The sequence below is a fragment of the Providencia sp. PROV032 genome, from assembly GCF_028484875.1.
In the GTDB taxonomy this organism is placed as follows: domain Bacteria; phylum Pseudomonadota; class Gammaproteobacteria; order Enterobacterales; family Enterobacteriaceae; genus Providencia; species Providencia rettgeri_E.
Window position 1 is genome coordinate 283,552 of sequence record NZ_JAMPSX010000005.1, and the last position, 16,309, is coordinate 299,860.

The following is a 16,309-nucleotide window of genomic DNA, read 5'->3' on the forward strand; positions in this document are numbered from 1 at the left end:
ATTGAGAGAAACCGTAACAGTGATATTCACACTGCTACTGGTTATCTCAATTTTTACTATTTTGAATGCTAATTTTTTATGAAATGGTTATTTACTCGTAGGTAATATCAATCTGTCTGCCACTGACATAGGCCATTGTTTTATCGCAACATAATAAATAACACTGGTTGCCACTAAGCCCACAATCCATGAGATATCAACCCCACCCAGTTTTTCAACTAGAGGCCCGGTATAGAAGCCCGTGGAAATAAATGGCAATTGAATCAATACCCCAACGATATAAGTGATAATCCCAACTTTATTCCAACGTCCATAACGGCCATTTGGATTGGCGAGCTCAGGTACATCGTAACGCCCTTTAGTGACCCAATAGTAATCAACAAGATTGATTGCACTCCAAGGGGTAAAAAATGCTAGCAAAAACAGTAAGAAAGCAGAGAATAACTTTAAGAATGAGTGCTGCCCCGCTAACCCTAAAGCTGTCGAGAAGCTCACCATCAGAATGATGAAAAATAACCTTTGTCCGCGAGAAATTTGGCTTTTCCCACGGAAGCCACACCAAATAGCCGCCATAGACATAAAGCTACCGTAAGCATTCAGTGCAGTTATGGTCACTTTCCCATAAAAAATACTGATGTACAGCAACGCAGCAATTAAACCTGTGCTACCTAAGCCTACGATATAAGAGACTTCATTACCTGCAAATTGATTGCCAGCAAGCGCTGCGGCAAAAACGCCTAAAATCATCGAGGCTTGCGTACCGATCACAGTACCTGAACCGACGGCCAAGAAGGCTTTAATGGTTGGGGTTTTAGTCGGCAAATAGCGAGAGTAGTCAGCAACATAAGGCCCAAATGCAATTTGCCAAGAAGCTGACAATGACATCGCTAATAGAAAGTTCGTCCAGCTAAAATGACGGTTTTCGAGTAGTATTGAAACATCATTCATATAAAACAGACGGAAAAATAAATAGAAGAATGTAATCACACCCACTACACTCGCCACTTTTCCGAGAATATGGATAATCCGGTATCCACAAATAGTGATGCCGATAATCACCGCACCAAAAATTAAGATACCAACCCAGTCAGTCACATGCAGTAATTGGCCAACTGCCTGACCCGCTAATACCGTACCACTGGCAGAAAACCCAACATACATCATACAAACCAGTAAGATAGGGATAACTGCACCGTATACGCCAAACTGTACACGGCTCGAAATCATTTGTGGTAACCCCAATTTAGGTCCTTGCACCGCATGCAAGGCCATCACTGCACCACCTAACAGCTGGCCAATAAATAAACCAATTAGTGACCAGAATACATCTCCCCCCAGTACCACAGCTAAGGCACCGGTGACAATTGCGGTTATTTGCAAATTAGAACCAAACCAAAGTGTGAATTGGCTTGATAAGGTGCCGTGGCGCTCGGACTCTGGTATGTAGTCGATGGAACGCGCTTCGATTAAAGGTACATTCTCCTGCCGAGCTTTTTGCCCTGTTGCGATGTCGTTTGAAACTGTCATGGTAACTCCTCTTTAAGCAAGGCTGGCTTAAAGAATGAACCAATTAATCGTAATGAAACCGTAATAACTACAGTTGTAAGGTCCAGTTATTAAGCATTACGCTGGATGATGTTTTATCTATTATTCACCCTAAATAACTAATTGAAATACATTCTTAAACCTGATTGTTGTTGTGTTTTTAATTCCATGATCCTGTTGTCAGGTAGTGCTTCCTATGGTGCTCCATAAACCAGTAAACGCCTGTCCCGCTTACTCGCTTAATATGTAAAATAAGTTAGTGGGCGTCTAAAACAGCACGTGAAATAATAATTTTCTGTATTTCAGACGTTCCTTCAAAAATTCGTAAAATTCGTGCGTCACGCACATAACGCTCAAGGGGAAGGTCACGAATATAACCGTAGCCTCCGTGAAGCTGTAATGCGGCATCCGTAACAAACCCCGCGCACTCCGCAGCAAATAATTTCGCCGTAGCGGATTGCAAACTAAAACGTTCCCCTGAATCACGTAATTCGGCAGCTTGCCATGTCAACATACGAGCAGCTTCCAATTGCGTATGCATATCCGCAATACGCCATTGGGTTCCTTGGTAAGCCGCTAATGGTTTTTTACCAATTTGGCGTTCTTTTACCCAACCTAAAGCACTCTCCATCGCGGCTCGAGCGATACCGAGTGAAGTTGCTGCAACTTCGACGCGCCCCTTATCTAAAACCTCCATAGCGGTATGGAACCCTTTATTTTCCTCTCCCAGTAATGCAGATTCAGGTAGCCAACAATTCAGTGCTAATTCATAAATCGTGCTACCCCGTAACCCCATGGTTTTTTCAGGTTGAGAAAATGCCACACCTTCAGTCCCTTTAGGGATCACAAATGCGCTGATCCCGCGAGCCCCTGCTTCTACATCCGTTTTCGCATATAACACGATGAAATCAGCTTCTTTGGCGTTAGTAATATAGTGTTTATTACCCCGAATGCGCCAGCCACCATTTTCACGAGTTGCCACGGTGCGCATATCTGCAGGGTTAGAGCCAGCTGCTGGCTCAGTTAAGCCAAATGCACCTAATAATTCCCCAGCTGCGGCCTTGGGTAACCAATGCTGTTTTTGCGCTTCTGTACCACCAATTAAAATTGAATCTGTCGCCAAAAAATGTGCTGTCAGCGCCGATGACGTCGAAGCACAAGCCGCTGCAACCGCTTCCACGACCTTACTCATCGCGACACTGCCAATACCAAAGCCACCATATTGTTCAGGTAAATTAATTCCCCAACACCCCATTTCCCCTAATGCTTGTAAACTTTCAGCGCAAAAGGTTTCGGTTTCATCGTATCTTTGTGCATTTGGCTGTAAAATGTCGTGACAAACTTTTTCTATCGCATCCACAACCGCTTGTTCTGTTTCATTAATTTTAAAACTCATTGCATCGTCTCCGCATTTTTAATTGTTGTTTTCTCTGGCTTATAAACTGCATTTGCCTCACCTAATTTCGGGGCCCGACGAGTCGAGTGAGGTTTATTTCCATTAAAAAAAACTGGTTGCGAAACCAATGGTGTTCCTCCGTCATTCAGGTGTGTGAGCACTTGCCTCACTTGGGCATGCTCACTTTGTGTGGCTTGCTGTAAATTATGGATCGGTGAGGCAGGCACACCCGCGTTTAATAATATGTCGCATACCTCTTCAACGGTTTTTTGGCACGTCCAACTTTCGATTTCTTTTCGAAGCTCAGCTTGGTGCTGTGTTCGACCCGGGTCATTAAGGTAGCGTGGATCGTGGCATAACTGCGGTTTTTCCATACATTCGCAAAAACGTTGAAATAGCTTTTCACTGGCAATCGCGATCACCACTAAACCATCTTTTGCCTGATAAGTATCAAAAGGCGTAGAGACTGGATGGCGGTTACCCACTAAGCTCGGGGCCTTGCCATGAGCAAATAGGTTTGAAAGCCCTGTTAATTGCATGCTGAGTAAGACATCCACCATCGCCACATCAATATACTGTGCCGCTTCACCATGACGCTCTCGCGCAAATAACGCACTGCTTATCGCCCAAGATGCAAACATCCCAGCACACACATCCCCAATTGACTCACCACTGCGTGTCGGCCCTGTTTCTGGAAAACCCGTGACACTCATTAGTCCCGACATCGCTTGTGCCACGATGTCATAAGCGGGATAACTGGCTAATGGGCTATTTTGTCCAAAACCAGAAATACTGGCGTAGATTAACTGGGGGTTGTGCTGCTTTAAGCTATCAAAATCGATGCCAAGCCGTTGAGTCACACCAGGGCGAAAGTTTTCAACCACCACATCACTCTCTTTGACTAGTTGGAACAAAATAGCCCTGTCTTCATCTGCTTTGAGATCCAATTCAATACTGCGTTTACCTCGGTTAATCAAACCGTAATAAACACTTTCGCCATCAATGAATGGTCCTAAATGGCGGCTGTCATCACCGTGGTTGGGCACTTCGATTTTGATCACTTCAGCACCGAGATCGGCCATCATACCGGTGCAATACGGGCCGGCTAACACACGGCTTAAATCGATCACTTTGATCCCCGCCAGTGGCCCTTGTCTTTTCTGAGTTAACGCAGCATTCATACTGAATTCCTTCTATTCCAGAAAGATGCCAGCTCAACGTCAGCTGGCACACGGCATTACTTCACCATAGGCAAATTAAGCCCTTGCTCTTTCGCACAGTTAATGGCGATGTCATAACCTGCATCCGCATGGCGCATAACGCCTGTTGCTGGGTCATTATGTAAAACGCGAGCTAAACGTTTATCAGCTGCATCCGTACCATCACAGACAATAACGACCCCTGAGTGCTGTGAGAAGCCCATTCCAACACCACCGCCGTGGTGTAAACTAACCCACGTTGCACCACCTGCGGTATTTAACAATGCGTTCAATAACGGCCAGTCTGATACCGCATCAGAGCCATCTTTCATAGATTCCGTTTCGCGGTGTGGGCTAGCAACAGAGCCTGAATCTAAGTGGTCACGGCCGATCACAATTGGGCCTTTTAACTCGCCACTTTTCACCATTTCGTTGAAAGCACGACCCAATCTTTCTCTGTCTTTTAAGCCTACCCAACAAATTCGTGCAGGAAGCCCTTGGAATGCGATACGCTCACGAGCCATATCGAGCCAATTATGTAAGTGTTTGTCATCGGGTAATAATTCTTTTACTTTTTGGTCTGTTTTATAGATATCTTCTGGGTCGCCAGATAACGCAACCCAACGGAATGGGCCAATACCTTCACAAAACAGTGGTCGGATATAAGCAGGAACAAAGCCAGGGAAATCAAAGGCATTACTAATGCCTTCATCTTTTGCCATTTGGCGAATATTGTTGCCGTAATCAAAGGCTGCTGAGCCGCGTTTTTGCATCGTTAACATGGCATCAACTTGGACTGCCATACTTTTTTTCGCGGCTGTCGTCACTTCAGCTGGCGCTGTTTGTTGTTTTTCACGCCATTGGGTGAGAGTCCAACCCTGTGGTAAGTAACCGTGTACTGGGTCATGGGCACTCGTTTGGTCAGTGACTGAATCTGGGGTGATATTGCGTTTTACCAGTTCACTGTATACATCCGCCGCATTACCCAATAACCCAACAGAAACTGGCTGGCCATTGGCTTTGGCTTCTTCAATGTATTGCAATGCTTCATCAAGAGACGTGGCTTTTTTGTCCACATAACGCGTTCTTAGGCGAAAATCAATACGGCTCTCATCACATTCCACCGCTATCATGCTAAAACCCGCCATCGTTGCAGCTAATGGCTGTGCGCCCCCCATTCCACCGAGACCCCCCGTTAAGATCCAACGTCCCGCTGCGTTGCCATTAAAGTGCTGCTTCGCCAGCGAAACAAAGGTTTCATAGGTGCCTTGTACGATCCCTTGAGAACCTATGTAGATCCAAGAACCAGCCGTCATTTGGCCATACATCATTAAGCCTTTACGATCTAGCTCATTGAAGTGGTCCCAATTCGCCCAGTGAGGAACAATATTTGAGTTTGCAATCAATACACGCGGCGCATCTGGATGGGTAGGGAACACACCGACAGGTTTACCTGACTGCACTAGCAAAGTTTGGTCATCTTCCAACGTTGTTAGTACCTCTAAAATTTTGTCATAGCATTCCCAATCACGTGCCGCACGGCCGATGCCGCCATAGACCACTAAGCTTTGAGGGTGCTCAGCAACATCTGGGTCTAAGTTATTTTGCAGCATGCGGTATACCGCTTCTGTCAGCCAGCTTTTACAGGTTTTCTCACTGCCACGCGGTGCGCGGATCACTCGAGTTGAGTCAGTACGATTTAACATGGTTGTATCCCCTATCATCCATTTCTAATTAACGTTAAATTAACAATTTTATTTATAATAATCTGCGAGATACCTAGTTAGTGGCTTTGCACATGTATTTTCAAACCCATTAATTGATTAAAAATCAAATAATTAATCTTATATTAACTCACTCGAGACTATTTATTCATTGACGATGTTTATCTATGACTCAAATATATATACATTTACTTCACAAAGTATATACATTTAAATTTGAATTTTTGCAGGAAGAGTGAAGATTGGAATACCTAGGGAGTTATACAACAACAAGTAGATCTCTGTTTATAGAGAAAAAGTTGTATATACATTTAATTTTTTACATAGAAACAAGCAAATAGCGAAATTGCGAGTCGCCTCACAGAACGTAGCAACGATGTATAGCGAGAAGACCCATGCCGTACCGCTCAAAATGGTATACGCCAGAAACAAAAATGGGCTACCTGCATCAACAGATAACCCAAGTGGATTATAACCATGACGAAAATTTTAGCCGCCGAGATACGCGCTTCTTACTGCTTCATTGGCTAAAAGCGCCTTTCCACTATCTTCCAACACAATATGCCCATTTTCCAACACATAACCACGGTCTGCGAGTTTCAGCGCTTGGTTGGCGTTTTGTTCGACAAGAAAAATTGTCATGCCTTCCTCGCGTAGCTGTTGAATTGTATCGAAAATTTGCATAATGATAATGGGGGCAAGGCCTAGGGACGGCTCATCAAGCAACAGCAGCTCTGGCTGGCTCATTAAAGCACGGCCTATCGCTAGCATTTGTTGCTCTCCACCTGACATCGTTCCTGAACGTTGATTTCGGCGTTCATAAAGCCTTGGAAACAGCTTATAAACCCGCTCAATACGTTCTTGGTACTGTTGGCGATTTGCAAAAAAGCCCCCCATGGCGAGGTTCTCTTCCACGGTCATACGAGAAAAGACACGCCGCCCTTCTGGCACTATTGCAATGTCTTCACGCATAATTTTCGAAGTGGGCAATTGAGTGATATCCACCCCTCGGTAGATGACTTGACCTTCCGATGCACGCGGGTCTCCACAAAGGGTACTGAGCAACGTTGTTTTCCCTGCACCATTTGCTCCGATTAAGGTCACAATCTCACCTTTTTGGATATTCAAGCTAATTTCATGTAACGCTTGTATTTTTCCATAATGGGTAGACACTTTTTTAAATTCAAGCATCAGTAAGCTTCCCCCAAATAGGCTTTTATCACATCAGGATGTTGACGAATTTCACTTGGCGTCCCATTGGCCAATGGCGTTCCTTGATTCACCACATAAATGCGATCTGAAATTCCCATGACTAATTTCATATCATGTTCAATTAATAAAATGGAAACATTATGATGAGCACGTAGTTCGGCAATTAAATCATCCAAATCATTGGTTTCTTTAGGGTTAAGCCCCGCAGCAGGTTCATCTAGCATTAAAATTTCAGGGCGAGTTACCATACAGCGAGCAATTTCTAACCGGCGCTGCTGCCCATAAGCTAAATTTCCAGCTTGTCGGTTTGCAAATGGTAGTAAATCTATGCGCTCTAACCATTTTACTGCATTATCAAGCGCTTCTGATTCTGCACGACGAAATGCAGGCGTTTTCAATAATCCAGAAAAAATGCCACTTTTTAAATGTTGATGCTGTGCAACAAGGAGATTTTCAATCACCGTCATTTCTTTGAATAACCGCACATGTTGGAACGTTCTTATCACTCCAAGACGAGCAATCGCCTGCCCAGTCAGCCCTTCAAGGTGCTTTTCACGATATAAAATAGTGCCGCTGGTCGGTTTATAAAAACCCGTTAAACAGTTAAAAATGGTGGTTTTCCCCGCCCCATTCGGGCCAATCAGTGAGACAATTTCCCCTTGGTTAATGGTTAACTCAACATTGTTGACAGCAAGTAACCCACCAAAACGCATCGTTAAACCATTCACCTGGAGCAAAGGCGTTGTGTTATGGCTCATACGCCCTCCCCTTCAGGGACTTTTTTCACCTGCATTTGACGACGTTTCATTGGTAATAAGCCTTGGGGCCGCCAGATCATCATCAATACCATTAATGCCCCTAATAGCAGCATGCTGTATTGGTTAAGGTCACGCATCATTTCCCTTGATACGACTAAGATAATCGCAGCTAAAATAACGGAAGTTTGTGAGCCCATTCCTCCTAAAACGACGATGGCTAACACAAATGCCGATTCCACAAAAGTAAAAGACTCTGGGCTAATAAACCCTTGCCGTGCAGCAAATAATGTACCTGCAAACCCAGCAAAGGCTGCGCTGATAGTAAATGCCGTTAATTTTATTCGAGTTGGACTTAGCCCTAATGAACGACAAGCAATTTCATCTTCACGTAGTGCTTCCCACGCACGGCCTAATGGCATACGCAGTAACCGATTGATAACAAACAAAGTTAAAACCACTAATAGCAAAGCGACAAAATACAGGAAAATAATTCGGTCGCCAGGACTGTAATCTAAGCCGAAAAAGTTATGGAAGGTATCCCAACCATCTTTTGCTGTACGGCTAAATTCCAAACCAAAAAAAGTCGGTTTTGGTAATTGGCTGATCCCATTTGGCCCGCCAGTGATTTCGGTATTATTCAGTAATAAAATACGAACAATTTCCCCAAACCCAAGTGTCACTATTGCGAGATAGTCCCCACGTAGCCTTAGAACAGGGAACCCCAATAAAAAGCCCGCTAATGCAGCGGTTAATCCTGCAATCGGTAAACTTTCCCAGAACCCAAAACCATAGTAATGATTTAATAAACCAAAGGTATAAGCCCCTATCGCATAGAAGCCTGCGTAGCCTAAAACCAGTAAGCCAGATAACCCAACCACCACGTTTAAGCCTAGCCCTAACATCACGTAAATTAGCGTTAAGGTCGCGATATCCACACTTCCACGAGAAACAATAAACGGCCAAATAATTGCAGCAATAATAATTATAACCGCAAGGATTTTTTGCTTCGTTGTCGAACCATCAAAATCAGGAATAGCCCACGCTTTCTTAGGAACGCCTTGCCACACTTTTCTTAAGGTTGGACGAACCAATTGGTACACAAAGATCACAACAATACCTGCAATGATCCAGTTCCAACGCACTGAGTCTCCAACGGTCACAACCAGCTTCGTGCCATCCAGCGCGAGCTGCAGCCCCATCATAAACAATGCCAATACAAAAAAAGTCACTGAAGCTACAATGGCATTAATCCAATTTTCTTTTCTCATACTTTTTCGACCTCCGGGCGTCCCAGAATGCCGGTTGGCATGATCAATAACACACCAATCAATAAACCAAATGACACTACATCTTTATATTCCGTGCTTAAATATGCAGAAGTCATTGCTTCCGCAACGCCTAAGATCAACCCACCTAGCATCGCACCAGGAATACTTCCAATCCCCCCTAATACCGCGGCGGTAAATGCTTTCATTCCTGCCATAAAACCAATGTATGGGTTAATCACGCCATAAAATTGCCCTAATAGCACCCCCGCGACAGCAGCCATGGCTGCACCAATCACAAAGGTCAATGAAATAACACGGTCAGTATTAATGCCCAACAAGCTGGCCATTTTAAGATCTTCTGCGCATGCTCGACAGGCTCTTCCCATTTTTGAATAGCGAATAAATAGCGTCAAAGCTAACATCGCAAGCACGGTAACCACCCAGATGGTCAATTGCATCTTAGTCACCGTGGCTTCAAAACCATCGCTTTCACCCAGAACCCATTGCCCGGTGATCAAGCTGGGTAGGGCTAAATCACGCGAACCTTGTGACAGGCTGACATAGTTTTGTAGGAAAATAGACATCCCGATCGCAGAGATCAGTGCAATCAAACGTTTAGAATGGCGAACTGGACGATAAGCAACCCGTTCAATACTCCAACCATAGGTGCTAGAGACCACAATCGCGGCAATAAAGGCCGCTGCAACAAGGATCCAGCCGATATCGATCCCGAGCATCATCAAGCCTGCGATCACAATAAAAGAGACATAGCTGCCTATCATGTACACTTCGCCATGGGCAAAGTTAATCATCCCAATGATGCCATATACCATCGTATATCCGATGGCTATCAGTGCATAGGTACTGCCAAGGGTTAAACCATTCAGAAGCTGCTGAATAAAATAGAGAATTTGATCTGACATAAGACTATCCTTTCTAACTACCTGTCCTATATAGAGAGCAGAAGCCGGAAGCAATTAACTCACTTCCGGTTCTTATTCACTATGCTGGAACACTGCTGAGTACTATTTTACAGAGGTGGAAGTCCCATCTTTGTGCCACTCAAATACACCGAACTCAAACCCTTTCAGGTCACCGTTTGGCTGCCAGCTTAATGTCCCCATAACCGTTTCGACTGGATTTGCTTTCAGGTCTTTCACCAAATCTTCAGGCTCGATGCTGCCAGTACGCTCCATTGCCGTCGTTAAACCTTGGATCGCAGCATAAGTAGTCCAAACAAATGGTCCTGTTGGGTCTTCTTTTTTCGCTTTAATGGCATCTACGATAGGTTGGTTCGTTGCGACTTGGTCATAACGTTTTGGTAAAGTTACCAACATGCCTTCAGATGCATCACCTGCAATATTCGATAATGAAGAGTTACCGACGCCTTCAGGCCCCATAAAGCGAATATTCAAGCCAGCTTGCTTCGCTTGGCGTAAAATTTGCCCCATTTCTGGGTAGTAACCGCCAAAATAAACAAAATCGACATTCTCTTTTTTCAGTTTAGCGACTAATGCAGAGAAATCTTTATCCCCTGCAGTTACCCCTTCAAACATCACCTCTTTGACGCCCGCTTTATTTAAGCTTTCGCGTACCGAACGTGCTAGGCCTTCGCCGTACTGTTGTTTATCATGAACAACAGCAATACGAGATGGCTTAATATCTTCCATAATATATTTCGCCGCAGTTGGACCTTGGTCTGAGTCTAAACCTGTTGTACGCAGAACCATTTGGTAGCCACGGGTGGTTAAATCTGCATTAGTGGCCGCAGGGGTGATCATAATGACACCTTCATCTTCATAAATATCGGATGCAGGCTGTGTTGAAGAGGAACATAAATGCCCAATGACATGGCGAATACCATCATTAATGACCTTGTTTGCGACCGCAACCGCTTGTTTTGGGTCGCAAGCATCATCATACTCAACAGCAACTAATGTATTTCCATTAATGCCACCTTTAGCATTAATATCCGCAATCGCTTGTCGTGCGCCTGTAAATTCCATATCACCATATTGCGCTACAGGTCCTGACATTGCGCCAACAACCGCTATTTTAATTTCCTTTGCCCATCCTGCAGAACTGAATGCCATCGCAATGCAGCCCGCTAATAATGCTTTATTCATATTCTTCATTTTATCGTCCCCGTCTTCATGGTTCTGAGTGTTTGTGTTTGATTTGTAGTAGATTATTATGGTTGACAGGTACAATGCCTGATATTTCAAAATACAGCGAATAAGGCTATATATTTCATAACATTAAACAAGATAATTATGCTAAATAGCAAATGGATATGGCAGGTTTTTACATTAGATGCAGAATAAAAAACTGATGTGTTAAAGTGGTTTTTTTGTAAATACTAGTGTTATATTCGGGTTAAATTTAAATTAATCCGAGTGAAATTCGGAAAATTCAGTATCACCAAATTTTTCTCTCTAAAATCAAAAAATCGGTTGTAGATCACTCTGGCAGGATGAGTGACTGCAACTCTTACAGGGAAACAGACAAAATATCATGAGACTCACGATTATCCCTTTGGTCAATCCTACTGAGCAACAATCTCTGGACTTACATAAAATCTGGCCTGACCAGAGCCAAGCACTACTAGCAAAACAGCTTGCAACTGGGCAACAGATCTATGCTGCCCGCTTTAATGACCGCCTTCTTGGCGCCGCAAAAATTACCGTAGAACATAATACAGCCACTATGCAGGATTTTTATATTCGAGAAATCACTCGTCGACGAGGTGTCGGTTCATATTTATTAGCAGAAATTTGCCAAGCAATCCCGAATATTACACTATGGAAATTCGACACTAACGGAGTTGCACCGCAAGAAAAAAACGTGATGCGGCTATTTTTGACTGCTCATGGCTTCAATGCCACCACACTGCCTGATATCTGGGAGAAACAGCATGAAACTAAATAGAATTCATCATGTTGCAATAATTGCATCCAATTTTGAAGTCAGTAAGGATTTTTATTGCCGTATTTTGGGATTAAATTTGCTTGAAGAACACTACCGTCCAGCAAATGATTCGTGGAAAGCGGACTTAGCCTTTGGTGAGCATTACCAAATTGAGTTATTCAGTTTTGTTAATCCACCAGCGAGACTAAGTTACCCCGAAGCCACAGGGCTACGTCATTTAGCCTTCAGTGTCGATGATTTAGATAAATGGGTCGCTTATTTAACTGAACAAGATGTGGCTTGTGAAGCAATACGGGTTGACCCCTACACGCAAAAGCGTTTTACATTTTTCACAGACCCAGATGGCTTACCGCTAGAGTTATACAGTGATTAATTGAACAATTAAAAATTGTAAAAGTAGAAATGATTATCTGCATTTATCCACCTCTTAACAGGCAATAAATGCAGATAATTTTAATGAACAACGAATTGGCAAGTAATAAATCACATTTCGCTGTCTTCGTCTTCTTCCATCGCCAAACGTAACTTCTTCATGGCGTTCTTTTCAAGCTGACGAACGCGTTCTGCTGAAACACCATATTTATCAGCAAGTTCTTGCAACGTGGTTTTGTTGTCATCGTCTAGCCAGCGAGCTCGGATGATATCCTGACTGCGCTCATCTAAAGAGTCTAACGCCTCTGCTAGGCGGTCAGTCGCATGACTTTCCCAATTATCATCTTCAATTGAGCCAGCAAAATCTGATGCTTTGTCTTGTAAGTATAAGACTGGGGCCACTGGGCCACCAAAATCACTGCTGTCATCGTCGTCTGACATATCAAATGCCATATCTTGTGCAGCCATACGTGATTCCATTTCACGTACATCTTTAGGACTTACACCTAACTCTTGGGCAACCATATCGACCTCGTCTTGGTTAAACCAACCAAGACGTTTTTTATTCTTTCTTAAATTAAAGAACAGTTTACGCTGCGATTTTGTTGTTGCAACTTTGACAATTCGCCAGTTACGTAAAACATATTCATGAATTTCAGCTTTGATCCAGTGAACCGCAAAGGAAACAAGGCGAACACCAACCTCAGGATTGAAACGACGCACAGCTTTCATCAGGCCAATATTACCTTCCTGAATTAAATCAGCTTGCGGCAAACCATACCCTGCATAACTACGAGCAACATGAATAACAAAGCGCAAGTGCGATAAGATCAGTTGCTTTGCAGCATCCAGATCACCATGGTAATGCAGCCGTTCAGCAAGTTCCTTTTCTTCCTCAGCGGTAAGCATCGGGTAAGCATTAGCAGCCCGAACATAGGCTTCAATACTTCCTTGTGGAACAAGAGCTAATGATTGCATGTCTTTGGTCATTCAGATCCTCAATAAAATAATAGGAAATAGATTAGTTTGTATTAATAACCACTTTGGTTAACGCATGAAGTAAACACTTTTAGTCTACCAGCTTAACCGCGTTAAATAAATTATATACAAATTTGTTAGCAGTAGGTCAATGTAAGACAAAACAATTCAGACTGAGTTCACTTTTAACACAAATAGTTAATAAATTCAAAAGGTAACAAAACAATCAAATCATTACCTTTTGATAAAAATGACGGAAAAACAACTCATTACTCAGGTGTAAAGTGTCGTAAATGTTGAAGTGTTGCCAACCATGCCGCTACCCAGCCAACCATAGCGGATAACAATAAGACCAATAAAGATTCTTCCCATAACAGCCCTTCAATCAGAAATTGTGTACCGAATACACTGGCCACTTTTGCCACACCGTCAGCTAATTGCCAAACAAGTAAGAAGGTCATAATTAGGGAAATAATCGCCCCTGATGCACCTAATACAAGACCACCATTTAAAAATGGCCTCATGATAAACCCATCGGTAGCACCGATTAATTTCATCACATTAATCGTATCGCGGCGAGCAAAAATATTAAGCCGAACGCTATTACCTATTACAAGGAACAGGGACACAATCATTAAAATCCCAATAACAGAAGCGACTTTCCCAACCAAGCCCGTAAGTGCGGCTAACCGAGCAAACCAGCTATCATCCATGCGAACTTCTTCAATTCCATCGACTTGGCTGACTCTATCACGCAAAGTTGTTAATACATCAGAACCTTCAAAATCAATTTTAGGCGTAATGATTGCGACTGCTGGCAGTGGGTTTTCCTCTAGCATATCGAGTGCGGTACTGAAGCCGGACCAACTGCGAAACTCGCTCATGGCTTGGTCACGAGAAAGGTAATTCACATGATCAATGCCATCCAGAGCCTGCAATTGTGTTACCACATTTTGCCCACCTTGTTCATCAAGAGATTTATCTAAATAAACAGTAAGTTGTGGCGTTGGGTACCATTGCTCCGCGGCTTGCGACACATTTTTCCACACAATATAGCAAAGGCTTGGTAACGTAAGTGAAATCGCAATAACCATAATAGTTAAAAAGGTCGCTAAAGGCTGTCTAAGCATGTCAGCGAGTGCATTCAGCCATGAATAGCGCCACTGCTCTTTCCAGCCCCCTTTTAATGCTTTGCTTTTCGATTGCTTGGCGCGTACTGGCTTGCTTTTACGGACATTCTTAGCCATGTTGACCTCCAAGCATACGACCTTCACTTAGTGTAAGAACACGGTAGTTACGACGCTCAATCAGAGCAATATCATGGGTCGCCATTAAAACAGTCACCCCCACACGATTGAACTCTTCGAATAAACGCATTATCCCTTCAGACAATTCTCCATCAAGGTTACCTGTTGGTTCATCCGCTAATAACATCGTTGGCTTATTCACCACGGCTCGGGCAATACCGACACGCTGTTGCTCCCCTCCAGATAACTGAATTGGAAAGTTTTTAGCTTTGTCCAATAACCCGACTTTATCCAAGGCCGCAGAAACCCGCCTACGAATATCTTCCGTGCTGGCGCCAGAAATAATTAATGGCATCGCCACATTGTCATAGACGGTTCTATCAAATAACAAGTGATGATCCTGAAAAATCATCCCGATCTGCCGGCGCAGAAATGGGATCTCTCGATTTTTCAAGCGGCTGATATCATGACCATTGAATAAAATATGGCCCGCACTTGGGCGCTCAATACCACAAATCAGTTTAAGTAATGTACTTTTACCTGCGCCTGAGTGGCCTGTTAGAAATGCCATTTCTCCAGGTTGAAGATGGAAATCAACCCCTTGGAGTGCTTGGCGGCCACCGCGATAAGCTTTACTAACGTGTTCAAAGCGAATCATCGAAAATTATTCCTCTCGGGCAAATAGAGCCTCGATAAAGTCATCTGCTTTAAATGGACGTAAATCTTCAATACCCTCACCAATACCAATATAACGAATTGGAATACCAAATTGGTCGGCAATAGAGAAAATTACGCCACCTTTTGCTGTGCCATCGAGCTTAGTCAATGTGATACCCGTCAAACCGACTGCATCATCAAAAAGTTTGGCCTGACTTACCGCATTTTGTCCAGTACTTGCATCTAGCGTTAACATAATTTCATGGGGAGCATTTTCATCGAGTTTTTTCATCACTCGGACAATTTTTTTCAGCTCTTCCATCAGATGCGATTTATTTTGTAAGCGCCCAGCGGTGTCTGCAATTAAAACATCCACCCCTTTCGCCTGCGCTGATTGAATCGCATCAAAAATAACCGATGCAGGATCTGCGCCTGTATGTTGGGCTACCACAGGAATTTTATTGCGCTCACCCCATACTTGAAGTTGCTCAACAGCAGCTGCACGGAAAGTATCCCCCGCAGCTAACATGACGCTTTTTCCTTCTGATTGATATTGACGTGCTAATTTACCAATTGTTGTCGTTTTTCCGACCCCATTAACACCAACCATAAGAATAACATAGGGTTTTTTGTCTTCGATCACGAGTGGTTTATCTACTTTCGCTAAAATATCAGACATTTCCTCACGCAATTTGCCATATAACGCTTCTGCATCCTTGAGTTCTTTACGGCTCGCATGCGCCGTTAAGTTATCAATGATTTTTCGCGTGGTATCAACCCCGACATCCGCTATCAATAATTGTTCTTCGAGCTCTTCAAATAAGTCATCATCAATTTTTTTACCTGAAAACAGCCCAAAGAAACCCGAACCTAAATTCTGTCGAGTTTTTAATAACCCTTTCTTTAGCCTAGCAAAGAAACCTTCTTTTTTAGGTTTTTCTTGCTCTGTTGGTGAATTATTTTTTTCTTCTTCTAAACGTAAGCGTTCAGCTTCTTCCTCTGCAATTCTCGCTTCTTCGGCGGCC

At 43.4% G+C, this 16,309-nt stretch carries 15 protein-coding genes; 2 read left to right on the top strand and 13 right to left on the bottom strand.

All coding sequences use genetic code 11. The annotated features are described in order from the left end of the window. Window positions 1-87 precede the first annotated feature (87 nt). The 9 genes from PSF42_RS06355 to PSF42_RS06395 all read right to left on the bottom strand — a co-directional run bounded on the left by PSF42_RS06355 (window position 88) and on the right by PSF42_RS06395 (window position 11,237). Window positions 88-1,527, bottom strand: a complete 1,440-nt coding sequence (locus PSF42_RS06355) for a purine-cytosine permease family protein (protein ID WP_125890470.1) — start codon at window positions 1,525-1,527, stop codon at window positions 88-90. 274 nt (window positions 1,528-1,801) lie between these two features. Next, window positions 1,802-2,941, bottom strand: coding sequence for an acyl-CoA dehydrogenase family protein (locus PSF42_RS06360; protein ID WP_125890471.1), 1,140 nt, complete (start codon window positions 2,939-2,941; stop codon window positions 1,802-1,804). Continuing rightward, complete coding sequence (locus tag PSF42_RS06365) at window positions 2,938-4,122, bottom strand: CaiB/BaiF CoA transferase family protein (RefSeq protein WP_272679643.1); 1,185 nt, start codon at window positions 4,120-4,122, stop codon at window positions 2,938-2,940. The genes PSF42_RS06360 and PSF42_RS06365 overlap by 4 nt, the downstream gene beginning before the upstream one ends. Window positions 4,123-4,178: 56 nt before the next feature. Next, window positions 4,179-5,846, bottom strand: coding sequence for a urocanate hydratase (hutU, locus tag PSF42_RS06370; protein WP_125890473.1), 1,668 nt, complete (start codon window positions 5,844-5,846; stop codon window positions 4,179-4,181). Window positions 5,847-6,353: 507 nt separating this feature from the next. Next, window positions 6,354-7,055 (bottom strand): high-affinity branched-chain amino acid ABC transporter ATP-binding protein LivF, encoded by a 702-nt coding sequence (gene livF / locus PSF42_RS06375; protein ID WP_272679644.1) that lies wholly within the window; start codon window positions 7,053-7,055, stop codon window positions 6,354-6,356. Then, window positions 7,055-7,834 (bottom strand): high-affinity branched-chain amino acid ABC transporter ATP-binding protein LivG, encoded by a 780-nt coding sequence (livG, locus tag PSF42_RS06380; protein ID WP_213914276.1) that lies wholly within the window; start codon window positions 7,832-7,834, stop codon window positions 7,055-7,057. Before livG ends, livF begins: the two co-directional genes overlap by 1 nt. Continuing rightward, window positions 7,831-9,102, bottom strand: coding sequence for a high-affinity branched-chain amino acid ABC transporter permease LivM (locus PSF42_RS06385; RefSeq protein ID WP_102137978.1), 1,272 nt, complete (start codon window positions 9,100-9,102; stop codon window positions 7,831-7,833). Before PSF42_RS06385 ends, livG begins: the two co-directional genes overlap by 4 nt. Further along, a complete protein-coding gene (gene livH / locus PSF42_RS06390; RefSeq protein ID WP_125890475.1) occupies window positions 9,099-10,025 on the bottom strand; it encodes a high-affinity branched-chain amino acid ABC transporter permease LivH in 927 nt (308 codons plus the stop codon). The genes PSF42_RS06385 and livH overlap by 4 nt, the downstream gene beginning before the upstream one ends. A 102-nt stretch (window positions 10,026-10,127) precedes the next feature. After that, the gene (locus PSF42_RS06395) at window positions 10,128-11,237 is read right to left on the bottom strand and encodes a branched-chain amino acid ABC transporter substrate-binding protein (protein WP_125890476.1); all 1,110 of its coding nucleotides are present in this window, start codon (window positions 11,235-11,237) and stop codon (window positions 10,128-10,130) included. Between the two features lie 379 nt (window positions 11,238-11,616). Between PSF42_RS06395 and panM the strand changes: the two genes are divergently transcribed. Together panM and PSF42_RS06405 are read left to right on the top strand one after the other, a co-directional pair. Further along, on the top strand, window positions 11,617-12,030 hold the full coding sequence (gene panM / locus PSF42_RS06400; protein ID WP_125890477.1) for an aspartate 1-decarboxylase autocleavage activator PanM: 414 nt from the start codon (window positions 11,617-11,619) through the stop codon (window positions 12,028-12,030). Further along, complete coding sequence (locus PSF42_RS06405) at window positions 12,017-12,403, top strand: VOC family protein (protein WP_125890478.1); 387 nt, start codon at window positions 12,017-12,019, stop codon at window positions 12,401-12,403. The genes panM and PSF42_RS06405 overlap by 14 nt, the downstream gene beginning before the upstream one ends. Window positions 12,404-12,513: 110 nt before the next feature. On the opposite strand, the gene rpoH is transcribed toward PSF42_RS06405, so the two are convergent. The 4 genes from rpoH to ftsY form a co-directional block, all read right to left on the bottom strand. Next, a complete protein-coding gene (rpoH, locus tag PSF42_RS06410) occupies window positions 12,514-13,392 on the bottom strand; it encodes an RNA polymerase sigma factor RpoH (protein WP_125890479.1) in 879 nt (292 codons plus the stop codon). A 257-nt stretch (window positions 13,393-13,649) separates the two neighbouring features. Next, the gene (gene ftsX, locus PSF42_RS06415) at window positions 13,650-14,627 is read right to left on the bottom strand and encodes a permease-like cell division protein FtsX (RefSeq protein ID WP_125890480.1); all 978 of its coding nucleotides are present in this window, start codon (window positions 14,625-14,627) and stop codon (window positions 13,650-13,652) included. Then, window positions 14,620-15,285 (bottom strand): cell division ATP-binding protein FtsE, encoded by a 666-nt coding sequence (ftsE, locus tag PSF42_RS06420; protein WP_004258545.1) that lies wholly within the window; start codon window positions 15,283-15,285, stop codon window positions 14,620-14,622. Before ftsE ends, ftsX begins: the two co-directional genes overlap by 8 nt. A gap of 6 nt (window positions 15,286-15,291) precedes the next feature. Then, window positions 15,292-16,309 (bottom strand): signal recognition particle-docking protein FtsY (gene ftsY / locus PSF42_RS06425; RefSeq protein WP_272679645.1); only part of this gene is annotated, 1,018 nt, incomplete at its 5' end.